Annotated in this window: 22 protein-coding genes and 2 pseudogenes; 12 read left to right on the forward strand and 12 right to left on the reverse strand. The window is 67.2% G+C overall.

The window, feature by feature from the left end; genetic code table 11:
* The first annotated feature begins 390 nt into the window (after positions 1 to 390).
* Entirely contained in the window at positions 391 to 1,638 is a 1,248-nt protein-coding gene (locus tag D456_RS0102230) for an IS701 family transposase (protein WP_449289276.1), read from the forward strand.
* Here D456_RS0102230 and D456_RS26430 read toward each other — a convergent pair.
* The 4 genes from D456_RS26430 to D456_RS0102245 all read right to left on the reverse strand — a co-directional run bounded on the left by D456_RS26430 (position 1,571) and on the right by D456_RS0102245 (position 5,142).
* Positions 1,571 to 2,338, reverse strand: coding sequence for a hypothetical protein (locus tag D456_RS26430; protein ID WP_152442453.1), 768 nt, complete (start codon positions 2,336 to 2,338; stop codon positions 1,571 to 1,573). The genes D456_RS0102230 and D456_RS26430 overlap by 68 nt on opposite strands.
* 257 nt (positions 2,339 to 2,595) lie before the next feature.
* On the reverse strand, positions 2,596 to 3,699 hold the full coding sequence (locus D456_RS0102235) for an ISAs1 family transposase (RefSeq protein ID WP_239643753.1): 1,104 nt from the start codon (positions 3,697 to 3,699) through the stop codon (positions 2,596 to 2,598).
* 386 nt (positions 3,700 to 4,085) lie between these two features.
* On the reverse strand, positions 4,086 to 4,277 hold the full coding sequence (locus tag D456_RS0102240; RefSeq protein ID WP_017574521.1) for a DUF397 domain-containing protein: 192 nt from the start codon (positions 4,275 to 4,277) through the stop codon (positions 4,086 to 4,088).
* Between the two features lie 7 nt (positions 4,278 to 4,284).
* The gene (locus D456_RS0102245) at positions 4,285 to 5,142 is read right to left on the reverse strand and encodes a helix-turn-helix domain-containing protein (protein WP_017574522.1); all 858 of its coding nucleotides are present in this window, start codon (positions 5,140 to 5,142) and stop codon (positions 4,285 to 4,287) included.
* A gap of 223 nt (positions 5,143 to 5,365) precedes the next feature.
* Between D456_RS0102245 and D456_RS0102250 the strand changes: the two genes are divergently transcribed.
* Genes D456_RS0102250 through D456_RS0102260 form a run of 3 tightly spaced genes read left to right on the forward strand, consistent with a single transcriptional unit; the run spans position 5,366 to position 6,122 of the window.
* Entirely contained in the window at positions 5,366 to 5,566 is a 201-nt protein-coding gene (locus D456_RS0102250) for a hypothetical protein (RefSeq protein ID WP_017574523.1), read from the forward strand.
* Positions 5,563 to 5,904, forward strand: a complete 342-nt coding sequence (locus D456_RS0102255) for a hypothetical protein (protein WP_017574524.1) — start codon at positions 5,563 to 5,565, stop codon at positions 5,902 to 5,904. The genes D456_RS0102250 and D456_RS0102255 overlap by 4 nt, the downstream gene beginning before the upstream one ends.
* Before the next feature lie 5 nt (positions 5,905 to 5,909).
* Complete coding sequence (locus D456_RS0102260) at positions 5,910 to 6,122, forward strand: hypothetical protein (RefSeq protein ID WP_230480186.1); 213 nt, start codon at positions 5,910 to 5,912, stop codon at positions 6,120 to 6,122.
* 14 nt (positions 6,123 to 6,136) lie between these two features.
* Here the strand turns inward: D456_RS0102260 and D456_RS0102265 are convergent, their stop codons facing one another.
* The 3 genes from D456_RS0102265 to D456_RS0102275 form a co-directional block, all read right to left on the reverse strand.
* Complete coding sequence (locus D456_RS0102265; protein WP_017574526.1) at positions 6,137 to 6,724, reverse strand: acyl-CoA-like ligand-binding transcription factor; 588 nt, start codon at positions 6,722 to 6,724, stop codon at positions 6,137 to 6,139.
* A gap of 146 nt (positions 6,725 to 6,870) precedes the next feature.
* Positions 6,871 to 7,077, reverse strand: a complete 207-nt coding sequence (locus D456_RS0102270) for a hypothetical protein (protein ID WP_017574527.1) — start codon at positions 7,075 to 7,077, stop codon at positions 6,871 to 6,873.
* A 176-nt stretch (positions 7,078 to 7,253) separates the two neighbouring features.
* Entirely contained in the window at positions 7,254 to 7,862 is a 609-nt protein-coding gene (locus tag D456_RS0102275) for a TetR/AcrR family transcriptional regulator (RefSeq protein WP_017574528.1), read from the reverse strand.
* A gap of 240 nt (positions 7,863 to 8,102) precedes the next feature.
* Here D456_RS0102275 and D456_RS0102280 point away from each other — a divergent pair, with 240 nt between their 5' ends.
* From D456_RS0102280 to D456_RS25390, 6 genes and pseudogenes are all read left to right on the forward strand, one after another.
* Entirely contained in the window at positions 8,103 to 9,302 is a 1,200-nt protein-coding gene (locus D456_RS0102280) for a cytochrome P450 (protein WP_017574529.1), read from the forward strand.
* Positions 9,303 to 9,347: 45 nt separating this feature from the next.
* Positions 9,348 to 9,545 (forward strand): ferredoxin, encoded by a 198-nt coding sequence (locus D456_RS0102285; RefSeq protein ID WP_017574530.1) that lies wholly within the window; start codon positions 9,348 to 9,350, stop codon positions 9,543 to 9,545.
* Between the two features lie 276 nt (positions 9,546 to 9,821).
* Positions 9,822 to 10,064: a hypothetical protein gene (locus D456_RS24940; protein ID WP_017574531.1), complete on the forward strand. Its 243-nt coding sequence runs from the start codon at positions 9,822 to 9,824 to the stop codon at positions 10,062 to 10,064.
* A 190-nt stretch (positions 10,065 to 10,254) separates the two neighbouring features.
* The gene (locus D456_RS0102295) at positions 10,255 to 10,572 is read left to right on the forward strand and encodes a type II toxin-antitoxin system Phd/YefM family antitoxin (protein WP_017574532.1); all 318 of its coding nucleotides are present in this window, start codon (positions 10,255 to 10,257) and stop codon (positions 10,570 to 10,572) included.
* Positions 10,569 to 10,841, forward strand: a complete 273-nt coding sequence (locus tag D456_RS0102300; RefSeq protein WP_017574533.1) for a type II toxin-antitoxin system RelE family toxin — start codon at positions 10,569 to 10,571, stop codon at positions 10,839 to 10,841. Before D456_RS0102295 ends, D456_RS0102300 begins: the two co-directional genes overlap by 4 nt.
* A gap of 382 nt (positions 10,842 to 11,223) precedes the next feature.
* A pseudogene (locus D456_RS25390) lies at positions 11,224 to 11,352 on the forward strand (transposase family protein); the annotation flags it as partial.
* 259 nt (positions 11,353 to 11,611) lie between these two features.
* Here the strand turns inward: D456_RS25390 and D456_RS27870 are convergent.
* The 3 genes and pseudogenes from D456_RS27870 to D456_RS27380 all read right to left on the reverse strand — a co-directional run.
* Positions 11,612 to 11,824, reverse strand: coding sequence for a hypothetical protein (locus tag D456_RS27870; RefSeq protein ID WP_338036318.1), 213 nt, complete (start codon positions 11,822 to 11,824; stop codon positions 11,612 to 11,614).
* The gene (locus tag D456_RS27730; protein ID WP_230480180.1) at positions 11,824 to 12,045 is read right to left on the reverse strand and encodes an RNA polymerase sigma factor; all 222 of its coding nucleotides are present in this window, start codon (positions 12,043 to 12,045) and stop codon (positions 11,824 to 11,826) included. The genes D456_RS27870 and D456_RS27730 overlap by 1 nt, the downstream gene beginning before the upstream one ends.
* A 179-nt stretch (positions 12,046 to 12,224) precedes the next feature.
* Positions 12,225 to 12,487 (reverse strand): annotated as a pseudogene (locus D456_RS27380) (ABC transporter ATP-binding protein); the annotation flags it as partial.
* A 287-nt stretch (positions 12,488 to 12,774) separates the two neighbouring features.
* Between D456_RS27380 and D456_RS26435 the strand changes: the two are divergent.
* A complete protein-coding gene (locus D456_RS26435) occupies positions 12,775 to 12,969 on the forward strand; it encodes a hypothetical protein (RefSeq protein ID WP_152442454.1) in 195 nt (64 codons plus the stop codon).
* Between the two features lie 147 nt (positions 12,970 to 13,116).
* Here the strand turns inward: D456_RS26435 and D456_RS0102315 are convergent, their stop codons facing one another.
* Positions 13,117 to 13,806, reverse strand: coding sequence for a DUF6882 domain-containing protein (locus tag D456_RS0102315; RefSeq protein ID WP_017574536.1), 690 nt, complete (start codon positions 13,804 to 13,806; stop codon positions 13,117 to 13,119).
* Between the two features lie 172 nt (positions 13,807 to 13,978).
* Between D456_RS0102315 and D456_RS0102320 the strand changes: the two genes are divergently transcribed.
* Complete coding sequence (locus D456_RS0102320; RefSeq protein WP_017574537.1) at positions 13,979 to 15,244, forward strand: flavin monoamine oxidase family protein; 1,266 nt, start codon at positions 13,979 to 13,981, stop codon at positions 15,242 to 15,244.
* 9 nt (positions 15,245 to 15,253) lie between these two features.
* Here the strand turns inward: D456_RS0102320 and D456_RS0102325 are convergent, their stop codons facing one another.
* Entirely contained in the window at positions 15,254 to 16,339 is a 1,086-nt protein-coding gene (locus D456_RS0102325) for a C40 family peptidase (protein WP_017574538.1), read from the reverse strand.
* Positions 16,340 to 16,360: the final 21 nt, after the last annotated feature.

The raw sequence follows: 16,360 nt of genomic DNA on the forward strand, positions 1-16,360 counted from the left end.
TTGATCATCGGTAGCTTCGAAAGCCATAGCGTAGTCTGCTGTCTTGTTTCGGGATGTTGTTTCGTCAATCCACCCCATAGAGATCAGACCTGTTCGGGGTTCGACCTCGACATCCTCACAAGTCCCAATCGGGAAAGAAATTCCCACGCCTCCGATTCCAACGTTCCCTGTAGCTCCCGGATTACATTCAGAGGCCGGTACTGCAGTTGCACTTCCGTTTTGCATGACCTGATGCTGTCTGGGATGGCCTGACCAGATTTGACCACGCTGATCTGGGCGTTTGCCGTACACAACAACGGCCACCGCCCGATGATCGTGTGTGTGAAGACAACAAATCCCGAGGCGGTGGCCGCAGACACCAGCATAGCGGCCCAGCGCTGGCCGCACCTGCTGAACGAACTCACCGACACCCTCATCGACCCCCACCTGGCCCGGCCCGAGACCCGCACCACAGCCTGCGAGGTCATCCGCGCCCTGCTCGCCCCGCTCACGGCCAAGAACTGCTGGAGCCTGGCCCAACAGGCCGGACACAGCAGGCCCTACCGGATCCAACGCCTGCTGTCCCAGGCCGGTATGGACGAGAAAGCCCTGGCCGCGGCCCTGCGCGACTACCTCATCGGCCATCTGGGCACCGACGACGTGGTTCTGGTCGTAGATGAGACCGGCGACATCAAGAAGGGCACCCGCACCGTCGGAGCGGCCCGCCAGTACACCGGCACCACGGGGCAGGTGGAGAATTGCCAGGTCGCGGTCTATCTCGCCTACACCACACCCGAGGCTCACGCCCTGATCGACCACCGCCTCTACCTCCCGGCTTCTTGGAGCGATGACCCTGCCCGGCTCCGCAGTGCGGGGGTGCCCGAGGACGTGGAGTTTGAGACCAAGCCGGAGCTGGCCCGCCAGATGATCGCTACCGCCCTGGCCCGGGTGCCCGGCGCGTGGGTGGCCGGCGACGAGGTTTATGGCCGCAACCCCGGCCTGCGCTCCTACCTGGAACAGCAGCGGGTGGGGTATGTGATGGAGATGGCGGCCACCGACCGCATGGCTACCCCGCGCGGGCCCTTGGCGGTCAAGGAGCTGGCCGTGCTGCTGCCGGATGCGGCTTGGCAGAAGCGCTCGGCCGGGGCCGGGTCCCAGGGCGAGCGCTTCTACGACTGGGCGCTCATCGACGACCACACCGACACTGCCGGGGTGCGGTGGGTGCTGATCCGACGCAGTCGCACCAGTGGTGAACTGGCCTTCTTCCGCTGCTATGCACCCCAGGCGGTGCCCTTGGCCCGTCTGGTGGCGGTGGCCGGGCGGCGGTGGCGAGTGGAGGAATCTTTCCAGCAGGGCAAGAACCTGGCCGGGTTGGACGAGCACCAGGTGCGCATGTGGAGGTCCTGGCACCGCTGGAGCCTGCTGGCGATGGTGGCCTATGCGTTCCTGGCCCTGTGCCGGTTGCGGGAGCTGGCCCGTCACCGGCCTTCTTCGGGGTTGGTGGCGCTCTCGTGCAGCGAGATCGCCCGTTTGTTGCACGCTTTGTTCAGAGTCGAGCACGATCTCGAGCACGCATTGGATTGGTCGGTGTTCAGACGCGCCCACCAGGCGCAGGCTCAGCGTTGCCACTACCGCAGACGAGCGCTGTTGGAATCATGACAAAACGGAAGTGCAACTGCAGTACCGGTTCACGGGGCGCCCAATCGACCATGCGCTCGAATTCGTCTTCACGACCTTCCCAAGGTCGGGTGCGCATACTAAAGTCGATATTTCGCGCATAGTCACCGGTGACAGGTTCCGCCGTTTCCCAGTGACCCCAACGGTTATATACCCAGTTGACTGTGCCTGACTCGGCAAATTTCTGATAACACGTCGTCATGTAATGGTCTTCATCATCGACAGTATCATAATTAGGACCGAAATAGGCATTGAAACAATCTTGCGAGAACAAGTACATACCATCAATATCCGAGGCAGCACCATACCCCATGCCGATAGGAGTTTCCCTAGTACCATCCATATCAACTTCGTTGTGCTTCATAGCCACACCGAGGCCAACCTGAGATGCCTTTTCTCCCTCCCCTTCGAGAAGTGAAAGGTTCATCTCGGTGGGAGACATAGAGTCGTTCCATACGAGGTCCACTGAGGAACCATCGAGTGGACTTTCGACGGAGGCACTCATGACCTCTTTTTCGTCTACCAGGTTTCCTTGCCGAGCTTGACTTGCAAGGTAATCTTTGACTTTGCTTTCAGAAGCCGTTTCGCCGTCAGGATTCGCGGCACCATTGAGCTGCTGCATGTCGATCTGCGCAACCGAAATATCGCCTTTTTCCTGAGCGAATGCGGAAGTCGGAAACATGAATGCAGAGGCAACTGTGATACTAGCTATTACAATTACATTGACTTTTTTGGGGGATGCAAAGCTCGTCCTTCATTGGGGGATGATTCGGACTCTGACCATCCAACCCGAATAATATTATATTTAAGTAACAAGCAGGACTCATATTAATTAAGGCACTTCATTCCAGCAAGACACTGGCGGTGTCAATTCGTTGAAACAACACCCTCGCCATCCAGGACTGTTTCAAAGTCGAGGGAGGTCGACATCGGCACTGGTCACGCGAGCCCAAGAAGATCGAGTGGTCTTGTGAAGGCCTCATAGGAGACCCAGCGGATGGCTTCGGGGATACTGCTCCTATCCAGCCCGGCCAACAGCGGGATAGCCAGGTTGCGCAACATCGCCATGTTCTGCGCCCCGTGCCCGCTACGCACCCGCGAGGCGTCCTCGTCAAAGCTCACGTCCCGGACATGGTGAAGCGCCTCGATCCGCCAATGGCCCCGGACCAGACCCGCCAGCCGTCGAGCGTCGGCCTGCTCAGCAGCAAGGCTGGTGACCACGTAGGCGTAGGTGCGCCGCACCTTGCCGGTGCAGACCTCCTTGACCCACCGGTGCACCCGCAACACCTGTTTGGCGTGGGCGAACGCGAGTCCGGGTGCGGTCAGCACCTTGGCGGTGCGTCTTTCTTCGCGGCCGTGTGCGCGTGAGGTCTCGGTGAACAGCAGGGGCGCCTGAGCCCACGGGAGTGCTTTGACCTGTCTGAACAGGGTGGGTTGGTTGGCTTTGACGGTGAAGGCGTAGTGGGCTCTGCGCTCTTGGACCAGGTACTGGGCGGTCTCGTTCTGGGTGTGTAGCGCGTCGGCACTGACCACGCTGCCTTCGATGTCCAGGCCGGCCAGGACGTCGGCCAGGGCGCTGATCTCGCTGGTTTTGTCGGCCACGCGGGTCTGGGCTGCCACCTGGCCGGCAGGGGTCATGGCGGCCAGCAGGTGCACCGCCCGACTCTGGCGGGTGTGTGAGCCCCGGGCGCTCTTGCCGTCAACGATCAGTACGGCCAGGTCGGCGGCGGTGCTCATCTGTGTCAGTACGCCGGGGTCGGTGCTGGTCAGCACGCGTCGGATGGTGGCTGGGCTGGGTGCCTGGCGCAGACCGAGGGCGGGTTGCATCAGGCGGGCGTCCAGCCGGGCCAGGGTGTGCTGGGGTGCGTTGGCTGCCCATTGGCCGATCGCGGCCAGGGAGCGGGCTCCGCCCAGTACTGCGCACAGGCCGATCAGGATGATGCAGCCCAGGTGGTGGCGTCGCCCGCGGCGGTGGCGGGGGTCGGCCTGTTCAACAGCGGGGGCGGACAGGGCGCAGGAGGCCATGGCAGACTGAGGGTGCAACGGAGTCCTTTGGAACCGGAGATGTGAGAGTCCCTGGTTTTCTAGCGGGCTCCGTTGCTTGTTGGTGGGGGTTCGAGCGGATCGCTACAGGTCCGTGATCAGTGCTGATGTCTCATGGCCCCGACTTTGAAACAGCCCTGCTCGCCATCGGCCTCGCCCCCGGGCAGAAGCTTGTGGAAGACCTCTTGGGGCGTGTAGAAGCCCCAGCATGCCCGTGACCGGGTGTTGAGCTCTTCAGCGTAGCCGCGTTCATACTCAACGGGGCTGAGCGATTCGAGTGCCAAGTGTGCTCATCACGACCGGTCAGTATGAGCCTGGGAACCATACTTCTGATGAGTACGCCGAAGGCACCGACCAGATCGGTCGGGGCCTTGCGCATTCTTGAGCTACTGGCGGGTGGCCGAGCGAAGTAGGGCTGCCCATTCCGGAGAGGGGAAGGCCAGGTGCCCCAGCTCCCGATGCTGAGTGTCTCGGACAGCTGCTCCCTCGAAGAACTCAGCGACCTCGACACAGTCCTGCCCCTTGGCGCTGGAGTAGCTGGACTTGCGGAAGTTCAGGTGGGATTCGCTGGTGGACATCGTGCCCCTAACCGAGCTGGTCGAGCTGCCCCTTCAACCATGTCAGTGACTGTTCGGCACTCAGCGCCGAAGTCCGGACGTGGTCGAGGACGGTCTCGTAAGTCGTGAGCTGCTCCGCATCCTCGATCAGCAGGCCGTCTCCGTCGGCCCGCTCGACGTACACCGCCGAGGGATCAGAGGCGAAATCCAGGATCACGAAGGAACCGTCCATCCCGGCGTGCGGCCCCACCTCGTCCGGAAGGACCTGCACCCGCAACGTCGGTCGCTGTACATCGATCAGATGCTGGATCTGGCGAGCAGCCACGGCCCCGGGCAGTTTCCTGAATGCGGTCTCGTCGACGACGGCCGACAGACGCGGGGCATCCGCGCGGTTCAGCAGGTGCTGACGCATCATGCGTACTTCGACGCGACGGTCGACCTCTTCTTCAGAGGTGACTCCTCCAGCACGGATCATGGCGCGAGCGTAGTCCTCGGTCTGGAGCAGGCCGGGAACATGTTGCACCTGATACGTGCGAATAAATGATGCTTCGGTCTCCAGGTCCACGTAAGTGCCGGCACCGAGGATGTCCCGATACCCGTACCACCAGCCGCTGTTGGCCGCTTCGCGGGCGAGCCGCCGGTACACCTCGCGTTGTTCGGTGTCGGTGACGCCGTACACGTCGAGAAGAACCTGGAGGTCAGCGTCACGCACCCGCAGGATCTTGCGGGTTTCGATGCGAGTGATCTTCGCTTCGAACCAGGACCTGTCCGGAGCGATCTCCTTCGCACGGGCGGCGGCCTGCTTGGCGGTGAGGCAAGCATCCTCACGTAGCTGTAGGAGCTGTCGCGCCAGTCGGCGTCTCCTGAGCGTCGGGCTGGGAGCCACCTCGCCACCCTTCCTGGATCGGTACGGACCTGCAGAGCTTACGCTCCGAGTCGCTTTTTCGGACATCTCGCGCACCATGCTTCTAATAGAGTCAGATCCGACTCAGATCGATGCCATCTTCCTTGATCGCATCTTGCGTTATTGAACGCATTGGGCGACCATGGGGTTTCGCCAGTAGCTCGCCGGTCCTCCATCCGGCACCTGACCCAGGAGGTGTGCGCCCATGGCGCCTCGCTACCTGTCCCTGTCCGAGCTAGAACGCGTACGCCGACGTGCAGAAGAGAACCTCCGCGAGCGCCGCCCTCACCACAAGCGCCGCCCCCGCCGTGCGAACCGGGTGCGCACCTACGTGTCCGGCCCGGCCGGAGACCTCGCCCCGCTCGCTTTGGCGGTGCGCCGCTATCTGGCGCAGGGGGCCGCATGAAGTGGCGCGACCTGTCCGAATGCGGCGCCCGCACCCTGGCCGATGGCGCCACCCGTGTGTGCGTGCGCATCACCCGCCACGAGGGCCTGCACCAGGACCGGACCGGACAAGCCTGGGAGACCGAATGCGAAACCCTGGCCCGCCTGCGCGCCCGGTGGGGACACCGGTGGCACATCGTCTACACCGGCCGCACCTGGATCGCCACCACCTACCGCCGCCCCGGCCTGCGCCCCCAGGTCGAGAGCGCCCCCACACCGGGCCGGCTGGAGAAACAGCTCACCCGGGCACCCGCCCCGAGGACACCCCTCATCCCCGACCCCAGGAACAGGGACGGGTGAACACGATGCAGCCCCCGGAGAAAGAGAGCCCGGTCAGGGCGGAGCACTACGACACGACCGACCCCGACAACCGGCCGCTCAACCGCGAAGAACGACGCGCGCTGCGTGAACAGGACCGCCTCATGGAGAAGCGTCGCCAGGCCCGGAAAGCCCGGGAGGCTCCTCGCTCCGACCAGGCCCGGGAACAGAGAACCGGGCCCGATACGCCGGGCACGTGAAGACGCGGGCCGGGTCAGAGACCGAGGGCACCGCCCTGGAACCGCGCGAGGGCGCTGTCCAGAAGGTCGGGGAAGTCCGCGGGTTCGCCCTCGCCCTCCTCGGCCACGGCGAGCAGGACCGACAGCAGCACCCCGATGCACGCGCCCGCCCAGGACCGCACGTCCAGGTCCGTGGCCGGACGGCCGGTACGTTCGGCTGCGGCCTCGGCGAGCTCCCCGATCCCGGTGGCGTGCCGCTCGATCAGGGACGACCGGAGCTCGCGCACGGTGAACATGAGCCGGCGCCGTTGGAGGTCCCCGTCCCGGTCGGCACCGCTCATCTCCGCGTAGGCACGGCGCAGCCCCGCCCGCAGGGCGTCGGTGAGGGGCACACTCTCGGGTTCGTCGAGGAAGTAGCGGCACACCCGGGCGAGCACGTCCTCGGTGAGGACGGCTTCCTCCTTCGTGGGGAAGTACCGGAAGAAGGTGCTCTCCGAGACGTCCGCGGCCGCTGCGATCTGTTCGGTGGTGGTTGCCTCATATCCCTGCTCCCGGATGAGCTCCAGAGCCTGATGCCGGATCGCGGCTCGGGTGGCCGCTTTCTTCCGCTCTCGCAAACCCATGAGCACATCATTGCGCACCGGAGGGCCCCAGGGAATCGGGGGGACGGAACCGATCACGACGGATCTGCGGAGCGCACGGGACGAGTGCGCCGAGCGAGTGTGCGCCGGCGCTCGGAAGGCGGGCGCCGGAGCCCCGCCCGCGCGGATCACCCGCGGTCGAAGAACCGGAAGATCTGGAGCACGAGCCCGGAGGCGAGACCGGCCAACAGGACCGAGGAGACGAAGGAGGCGATCCAGAGCGCGAGTCCCTCCAGCTCCACCCAGGACGCCAGGAAGGTCCGCGTGAAATCGCGGGTGGCGACGAAGGCGACGACGAAGACGAGGAAGGACACGACGGTGGCGGCGTTCCTCACCGGAGGCCACCCCGCTTCCCGGGAGCAAGGTCAGACATGCCGCCCAGCCTATGGCGGGTGGCTCCCTCCCCGTTCACGGGGCAGCCGGCCCCTGTGCGGGAACGGGTTCCAGGAACGGGCCCGTCGCGCCGCCGTGCGCCCGGCAGCGCCTCCCGAGCCCCCTGTCCCGGCCGCTCTCAGAAGGGGCGGACCACGGGAGGGGGCGAGGGCAGCGGGCGGGCCGCCTCCGGGGAGAGTCCGTCACTGAGCAGGGCGAGGTAGCGCCGCCATCCCTCACTACCGCGTTCCACGGTCACGAGCACGCTGGTGAGCATGATCATGATGCGGGGCACGTCCTCGGGTTCGAGGTCCTCGCGAACGGCCCCCTCCTCCTGAGCGCGCCGGACGAGGTCCATGATCTGCCCGAAGAAGGCCTCACGGCTGTCCATGGCCAGTACACCCAGGTCGCCGGCGGCCGAGAGGGTGTTGTACTCGCTCGCCAGCAGGGACATCGTCGCGTCGAGCACGGCGATCAGGCCGCTGCCCGCGTCCTCCTCCTGCACAGCCTCCTCGATGACGGGGGCGACCCGCTCGTGGAAGGCCTGGTCCAGCACAGCGCGCACCAGGACGGCCTTGTCGGGGAAACGCCGGTAGAGCGTGGCCACGCCCACCCCCGCGCGCCGGGCGATCTCGTCCAGGCGGGCGTCGGGACCCTGCTCGGCGAAAACCTCGCGGGCCGCTCCGACGAGCCTCTCGCTGTTGCGGGCGGCGTCGGAACGCAACCGTCTGGGGGACTCGGTACTCATCCGTGCCACCTTACCGACCGATAGTCAGCTCTCACTTCTGTTGACCCCCTCCCCGGACAAGCGATAGCGTCCTCTCGGTTCTTCGGTTATACAACCGTGATCAGGAGTGACCGCACGATCCTGCCCGCACCCGGCCGCGTCCGCCCGCACCAGGTACGGCGCGGTTCCGGGCCGCACATCCCCCTGCCGCATCCGCGCGGGGCGTGCCCGCACATGCCCCACTGCACGAGAGGGGGCTCGATGAGCCCGCAGGAACACACACTGCAGTACCCGTTGACCCAGACCGCACCGCTGGAACCGCCCCAGGAGTGGGATGAACTGCGCCGCGGCTGTCCGGTGGCCGACGTACACCTGCCCAACGGGGCCCCGGCCAAGCTGCTCACCCGCCACGAGGACGTCAAGGCCACGCTCGCCGACCCCCGTTTCGTACGGGACATCCGCGTGGGGACCCGCCCGGAGGGCGCAGAGGACGACCCGGGCGACCTGACACGGATGGTCCCGAGCACCGGTGAGGAGCATCTGCGGTGGCGGCGCCTGGTCGGACGCTGGTTCACCGCCAAACGCATGAAGCAGCTGCGTCCCGGCATGGAGCAGATCGCCGAGGACCTCATCGAGGCCATGGTGGCCTCGGGGCCGCCCGCCGACCTCAAGGCGGGGCTGGGCTTCCCGCTCCCGGTCTTCGTCATCTGCGACATGTTGGGGGTACCGGCCCGGGACAGGGAACGCTTCTCGCGCTGGTCCGACATCCTGCTCAACCTCACCCGCTACACCGGGCAGGAGATGCGGGAGTCCCAGCAGGAGTTCGTCGCCTACATGTCCGGGCACATCGAGGCCAAGAAGACCGCCCCCGCCGACGACCTCATCAGCGCGCTCATCGAACAGCGCGAGACCGAGGGCGACGGCCTCGGCGACACCGAGCTCCTGGGCACGGCGATGGGCCTGCTCGTGGCCGGACACGAGACCACCGCCAACATGATCGGCAAGATGGTCGCGATGCTCCTGGCCGACCGCAGCCGGTGGGAACGCCTGCTCGAGGACCCCTCGAAGGTGCGTACCGCGGTCGAGGAGTCCCTGCGCGCCGACGCCAACGCCGGGTTCGGACTGAGCCGCGTGCTCTCGGAGGACACCGAGGTCGCCGGCGAACACCTTCCCGAGGGGACGCCCGTGGTGTGCAGCATGGCCGCCGCCAACCGCGACGAGCGGGTCTTCACCGATCCCGGGAACATGGATCTGCACCGTGTCCCCAACCCGCACCTGTCCTTCGGTGCCGGTGCGCACTCCTGCCTGGGGCAGGCGCTGGCCCGCACCGAACTGCAGGTGACCCTCGAGGTGCTGTTGCGCAAGCTCCCCACTCTGGAACTGGCCGTGCCGCCCGAGGAGCTCGAACCGGTGGAAGGGCTGCTCGTGGGCGGCCTGCGCGAGGTCCCGGTCCGCTGGTGACCGCCGCCGCGCACCACGAACACCCGACCGAGTGAGGAGCAGAGCTTGAGGATCACCGTCGACCAGGACCTGTGCTGCGGGGCCGGCCAGTGTGTGCTGATCGCGCCGGACGTCTTCGACCAGCGCGACGAGGACGGCATCGTCGAACTGTTGGACCCGGCGCCCGGACCGGAACTGAAGGACGACGTGCACGAGGCCGCAGCGGTGTGCCCGACCGCCGCGATCACCGTCGACGACGGCTGAGGCGGGCACCCTACCCACGGATCGGGCACCCGGCCGCTCCGTCCCAGGTCGGGTGCCCGCCACGCGCCCTCCACCGACACCATCCGGCTGGGCCCCACCCGGCTCACCGCGCTGACCGACACCGACAGGGCACCGTTCCTGGCCCTGGACGGTAAGACGCTGCGCGGCTCCACCCTGGAGCAGGACGACCCGGTCCACCTGTTGGTCGCGATGACCGACGACGGGAGTATCGCCGCCCAGGTACGCGTTCCCGCCAAGGACAGCGAGATCTAGTACGTGACCGAGCTGCCCGCCGGCCTGGACACCGGCGGGACGATCGTCTCCGGCGACGCCCTGCACACCCAACGGCCCACCGCCCACTACCTCCTCGAACAGGCCGGGGCGCACTACTTGCTCCAGGTCAAAGGCGACCAGCTGCTGCACACCCGGACCAAAGGACTTCGGTGGGACCAGGTCCCGAGGTGCTGCGCCAAATCAACAGTGTGCGCGCCACCGACCGGTCCTCCCTCGAAACCTTGAGCCAGGTCCTGAACCGCTAACGCATCCGTGTTATGCGTCACACGCGTGCGACAGATGCGATGCGCAACACGGGCATCACTCCTGTTCAGGGGGTCGATCACTCGCTTTCCCTTTTGCGTCGTTCAGGGGCCCAGGTAAAGAATCAAGCCAACCACGCCAGATTGGCGCTTAGCTCGGGCATGATGGAGTCATGAACGCTGAACAGATCGAACACCCCGACCAGGAGCGCGAGCTCTCGGTCACCCAGGCCCGCGACCACTTCTCCGAACGCGTCAACCGCGCCCACTACGGCGGCGAGGTCACCTACGTCACCCGCGGCCGTCGCCACCAGCGGGCCGCGGCGATCGTCCCGGCCGACCTGGTCGACCACTACGAGGAGCTCCTCGACGAGCGCGACGCCCGCGTGGCCGCTGAGCGTCTGGCCGACATCGAGTCCGGCCGCTCGGAGACAGTCCCCTTCGACAAGGTCCTGGAGGAGGCCGGACTGTCCGAGGAGCTGGGACGGTGACCGACCAGCCCTACGAGGTCTCCTTCGACGACGTCGCCCGCAAGCAGTTCCTGCGGCTCGACAAGCCCGTGCGAGCCCGGATCGCCCGGAAGGTGCAGGAACTGGCCGCCGACCCGCGCCCGCCCGGGAGCATCCCGCTCAAGGGCCCCAGCGAGGCCTGGCGGGCACGGGTGGGCGACTACCGCATCGTCTACGCCATCGATGACGGGCGCCTGGTGGTGTTGGTGCTGAGCGTGGCCCACCGGGGCGAGGTCTACCGGGACCTGTGACCCCATGCCAGACTTCCCGGAGTGATATGTGCAGCACTCGTATTTCGAGTGCTGCACATATCACTCCGGATCACAGGCCCAGCCACTCATGCGGGACGCACGCGGCAGACTCCTCCGCTCCACCGAGAGGTGTCTGCCCGGCGGTCGGTACGGGTCTGGGGATCTTCTGCGTGAGCAGTGTGTGCGCACGTGCCGTGCACGGACGGTGATGGCCGGGCCGGGATTCGATCCCACGCTGGACCCGACACTGGACAGCTGGGGCTTGACTCACTTTCCGCACACGCGGGTCGTTGTGCCTGGTCACAGACAGATGACGATCGCCGGAAAGCCCTGAAGGCAGCAGAAGACCCCTACACAAGGATGGACATACCTCACGAGCCCCCGCGCCGCCCGCGGGATCCGACACCCGCTGAGCTGCATCGTCACCACCGGGCTGTGCGCGGTGTTGACCGGAGCCCGCTCCACCGACGCCATCGGCCCATGGGCCGATGGCGCTCCCAGCACGCCCTGACCCGCCTGGACCCCGCCCGGCTCACCGCGCTGACCGACACCGACCCGGTCGCAGGTCCGGGCGATCTGGTCCAACTGGTGGCCGGATACGAAGACGGTCGTCTCCCCGCGAGCCGGCACAGGAGTTCCCACATGTCCCGCATACCGAGCGGGTCCAGGCCGTTGATGGGTTCGTCCAGCACGAGCAACCGCGGCTTACTGACCAGCGCCACCGCATACCCAAGGAACAGGCGGAGACCCGGCGGGCGGCGAGGTCGGCCCTACCGACGGTGCCCAATGCCTCGTGTCCCCATTCCTCGGGCACCCCGGAGCCTGGCGTGCACACGGACGTGCTCGACCGCGTTCATCCGGGGCCACAACCCCGGGCCGTCGATCAGGGTCCCCGGTTCGCGACGGGAACCCCTCGACAAGGGCCGATCGAACACGGAGATCCGTCCCGAGTCCAACCGCAACAGTCCCGCGATCGTCTTCATCAGCGTGGTCTTACCCGCACCGAGGAGGCCCCTCGGAAACGGTCCGCGGAGGTCCACACGGCGATCCAGGTCTCCTGCAGGAGCTCCTCGGCCACCCCGGGGTCGGACGTCAGCCGCCGCAGCAGCCGCAGCACGGCCGCGGCATGCCGCTCGTACAGGAACCTCAGCCCCTGTTCGTCCCCGGAGGCAGTGCGCGCGAGCAGGTCCTCGTCGCTCTCCACGTCCACCTCCGCCCTCTGGTCCCGGTTCAGGTCCTGATCTCAGAGAGCCTACTCACCCGTGGGATACCGGTGCTCCGGAGCACCGGAGACCGTGGCCGTTCCATGGCGGGCACGTCCCCCCCCCGGGGTTCGTTCCGCTCACCCGGCACGGAGCACGTGCGGCCCCGGGCCACCCGTCCACGTTCGGCGGCATCGGGGGCGCCGGTGGCCAGGCCCTCGGCGCTCGTGTCGAGCTCGGCGAGGGGAATCGGGCCTCAGTGAGTTCGATGTCGACGAGGTCGCCGACGGTACGGACCTCGACCACGTCGATCTCCTGCGCGGCGACGCCGAGGGTGCCGGTACGCCGGACCGTTCCGGTGCCCGGTTCGAGCGCCCACGCGAGGATGTGCAGAAGCGTGGATTTACCGCGTCCGTTTTCCCCGACGTTCCTCCATCGGGAGCGTGTGCGCGAGCTCTTCGAGCCGACGGCCGGCCCCTGCGCGGGGCCCGGACATGCGTCTGGCACCCGCGGCCACGTGGTGGGCGGGTGCTGAGACCCGGATCAGAGATAGAGGGGCAGATGCACGTCTACATCGTGTCCGACGGTCCCCGGCCCCGAGCAGGAAACGAAGGACCCGTGGTCGGGCACCAGCGCCGACGAAGGAACGAAGGTTTCCTGGTCAACGCGTTCCCCGATCCGGTTAACCTTTTTCGGAACCCGGTCCCCGGCTGACGACCAGGAGGGCCGTCTTGGCCACACCGCCCCAGGCCGACGCACAGATGCGAGACACCACCATCGCCTCGACCCACGAACGTGCACAGGGCCTGGCCCACGGCTGGCGCGGTGAGGAACTCGACCTGGAACGCCTACCTCCGGCGCATCGGCTGGTCCGGGCCGCAACGAATGGTCGACGCCGAGCCGGGACGGGGCGGGGCGGTTCATGAACTGGTTCAAGCGGGTGGTGCCCATGGACCGGTGACAGGTGTGTGGTGTTCGTCGAAGCGTCGAGCGTAGCCCGGCCGGGCTAAAATCCCGACTCCGACGAACCACCGCACCCCGGCACCACAAGAAACCCTGAACACTAGCCCCCATCAACGATCGAGGGCGCCCTCCACGTTCTTCACCCGTCCGTACTCGTCGAAGGACACCGTGAGGGCGAGGCCCTCCGCGGACAGGGTCAGCCGCGCGCCGTCATCCGCGAACGCGGGATTGAGGCCGCGCAGGTTGCCGTAGGTGTAGACCGCACGCCGGTGGTCGGTCAGCGGTAGACCGGAGACGGCCTGCTGCAACAGCCCCGCGGTCCGCGCGGGAGCGGGCGCAGGGAGCCGGAAGGCAGGGTGTTCCACCAGGAACGACGCCCGGGTCCCGCCGCCGACCTCGCCGTTGTAGGAGGTCCACCGGCCGGTGAGGACCTTGGCGGCCTCCGTCGGCGGGCCCACGGCGTTGTGCGGCATGTCCGGGGCGCCGGGCAGGTCGGCGAAGGGCACCTCGGCGGAGGTGAGCTCGGCGACCCCGTGGCGTTCGCCGAGGTCGCGCACGGAACCGGCCAGTTGGGTGAGTGCCTCGGGGAACCCCGACGGGTTGGCCCAGGCCCACATCCATGAAGCGGGGCCGGGGGCGGCGCTGCCCAGGAAATGGAAGCTCTCGCAGGTCAGGGTCTCGCCCGAGGGGAACGTGAATTCGAAGACGGGTGCGTTCATGTCGACCCGCCAGTTGTGTTCGCCGAGCACGTCCTGCAGGTGGAACTGGTGTTCCAGGGACAGGATCCCGGCATCGTCCATGAGGGTGCTGAGGGGCAGTTGTCCATTCACGTTCCGTACTCTAAACACCGTCCGCGACATTTCGGGGAAGAACTCCCGAAGCCATCGCCCGACTCCGATCAGGGGGCCGTCCGTCCTTGTGCCGAAGGCGGGCGCATACTGGGGTCCCCGTCCCCGACCGCCTGGGAGCACCATGCCCGGCATCAGTCGCCGCACACTCATGCGCGGAGGCGGAGCCCTGCTCGGCGGCGGGGTCCTCCTCCCGTCCGCGGCCTGTTCCCGGCTGGGCGCACCGAGACGGGACGTCGTGGTCGTCGGCGCGGGCATCACCGGACTCTCGGCGGCACGCAACCTCGTCGACCACGGGTTCTCCGTCGTGGTCCTGGAAGCACGCGACCGGATCGGCGGCCAGCTGCACACCGACCACTCCTTCACCTCCGTCCCCGTGGAACTGGGTGCCGGCCTCATCCACGGCCGCGACGCCTACACCTGGGAGCTCGTGGAGGAGAGCGGTGCCGAGACCGTGCGTGTGCGGGGCGGTTCCGGCAGCGGTACACGCATCGACACCGACAGCCCTCCCCTGGACGTCGAGGACGCCGCCGCCTACCTGCGACGCACAGGCGTGCCCGAGTCCGACTGGCCGCCGGTCTCCATCGACAACGAACCCCTGGACCGGTGGAGCGCCACCTGGATGCACCGCCACGACCTCTTCGACTGGTGGGCGGCCTCGCGGGCCAACTACCGCGTGGTCGACGGCTACGACAGACTTCTCGAGCCCCTCGCCGACGGGCTCGACCTAAGCCTGTCCACCCCGGTGCGGGAGGTCCGCCGCATCCGGTCCGGGGTCGAGCTGGCCGCCGGCCCGGACGGCGAAGAGGTCTTCCGTGCCGACCACTGCGTGATGGCGCTGCCCCTGGGGGTCCTCAAGGCCGAGGACGTGCACTTCGACCCGCCGCTGCCCACCAGCCACCGGGACGCGATCCGGGCCCTGGACACCACCGACGCCCTCAAGCTGGTCTACGAGTTCGACCGCCCGGTCTTCCCCGACGGGCCGGATGCCCTCGACTGGGAGCCGGGCGCCGACTTCGTGTTCTGGCGCATCTCCTCGGGCGAATCCGAGGTCGTCGTGGCCTGGGCTTCCGGCCCCAGCGCCCGCGACCTGCTGGCCCGCGAGGAGGGCGAACGTTTCGCCATCGGCCTCGCCGCCCTCTCCGACGCGCTCGGTGAGGATCTGCCCGACCCGGTCGCCCGCACCACACACGACTGGGCCGCGGACCGTTACAGCCGCGGCGCATACCTGTACGTGCCGCCGGGCGCCCACGACGCCCCGGCGGCGCTGGCCTCCCCCGTCGACGGGGTCCTGCACTTCGCAGGCGAGCCCACCACCGGCGAGAACACCGTCGAAGGGGGCTACGCCAACGGCTACGACCTGACCGACCAGCTCATCGCCCAACTCTGACCGTTCCGGTCACCCGTCGTTCAGGACCCTCCTGACGCCATAGGCCCCCCAGTACCCCTCGGTGTACTCGGTGATCTCGACGTCCTTCCCGGTCTGGGGCGCATGGACCACCTTTCCGTCACCGATGTACATCCCCACGTGCCCCTCGTGCGGGAAGACCAGGTCGCCGGGCTGCACATCGCCGGGCGAAACCCCCCGGCCCACATTGATCTGGTCGAACGTGGTACGGGGAAGGCCGACCCCGATCTTGTCGTAGGCCTGCTGCATGAGGCTCGAACAATCGCATTGGGTTCGCATGTCCTCACTGGTCCATCCGCCCGTGGGACTGCCTTGCGTGTCTTGTTTGGGGTCCATGCAGGCGCCCCCGTAGACGTACGGGGTCCCCACTTGCGCCACGGCCCACTGGATGGCACCGGCCACGTCACCATCAGCGTCGATCTCGACACCAGGGTCGGCGAGACCCTCACCGCTGTCGTCGGTGAATTCCTCGGACTTGCCCAGGATGATGTCGATGTAGTTCTCGGTCTCCTCGTACGGGGGGATCCCGCCGTACTCTTCCACGGCCCCCCAACCGGCGTTGTAACCGGCCAGGGCCAGCGAGACCGGGTTCTCGTCGTACCCGCTGTCCGCGGCCTGCCCCATGAGACTGCACATGAAGGCGCCCTGGGCCATGATGGCGTCGGGCGCGTCGAAGGGGGACGCCTCTCCGTTGTCGTCAGCATCGACCGCCCAGGTCTCCCAGGTGTAGGGCATGAACTGTGCGATGCCCTCCGCGCGGTGCACACCCTCGCGTTCCGAGACCGTCACGGGCGGCCCCACGGCGTCGGGATCGAACCGGCTCTCCTGGTAGAGCTGTGCGGCCAACACGGGAGCCGACAATTGTTCGTGCTCACATCCGTCCGCCGCCTGCTCGATCCAGAGGACGAACTCCTCGGGAACAGCCTCCGTGTCCAACGAACCTCCGGTCGTCTCCCACTCGGCGTCGGTATCGACAGTGACGAGCATCAGGATGAAGACGAGGAGGGAGAACATCGCGAACACGGGCGCCACCAAGCAGCCGCACGCGAGCAGCTTGGCACCGGAACTACCTTCCATGACGTGTCTCCAGTCGCGTTC

This window comes from Nocardiopsis kunsanensis DSM 44524 (assembly GCF_000340965.1).
Lineage (GTDB): Bacteria > Actinomycetota > Actinomycetes > Streptosporangiales > Streptosporangiaceae > Nocardiopsis > Nocardiopsis kunsanensis.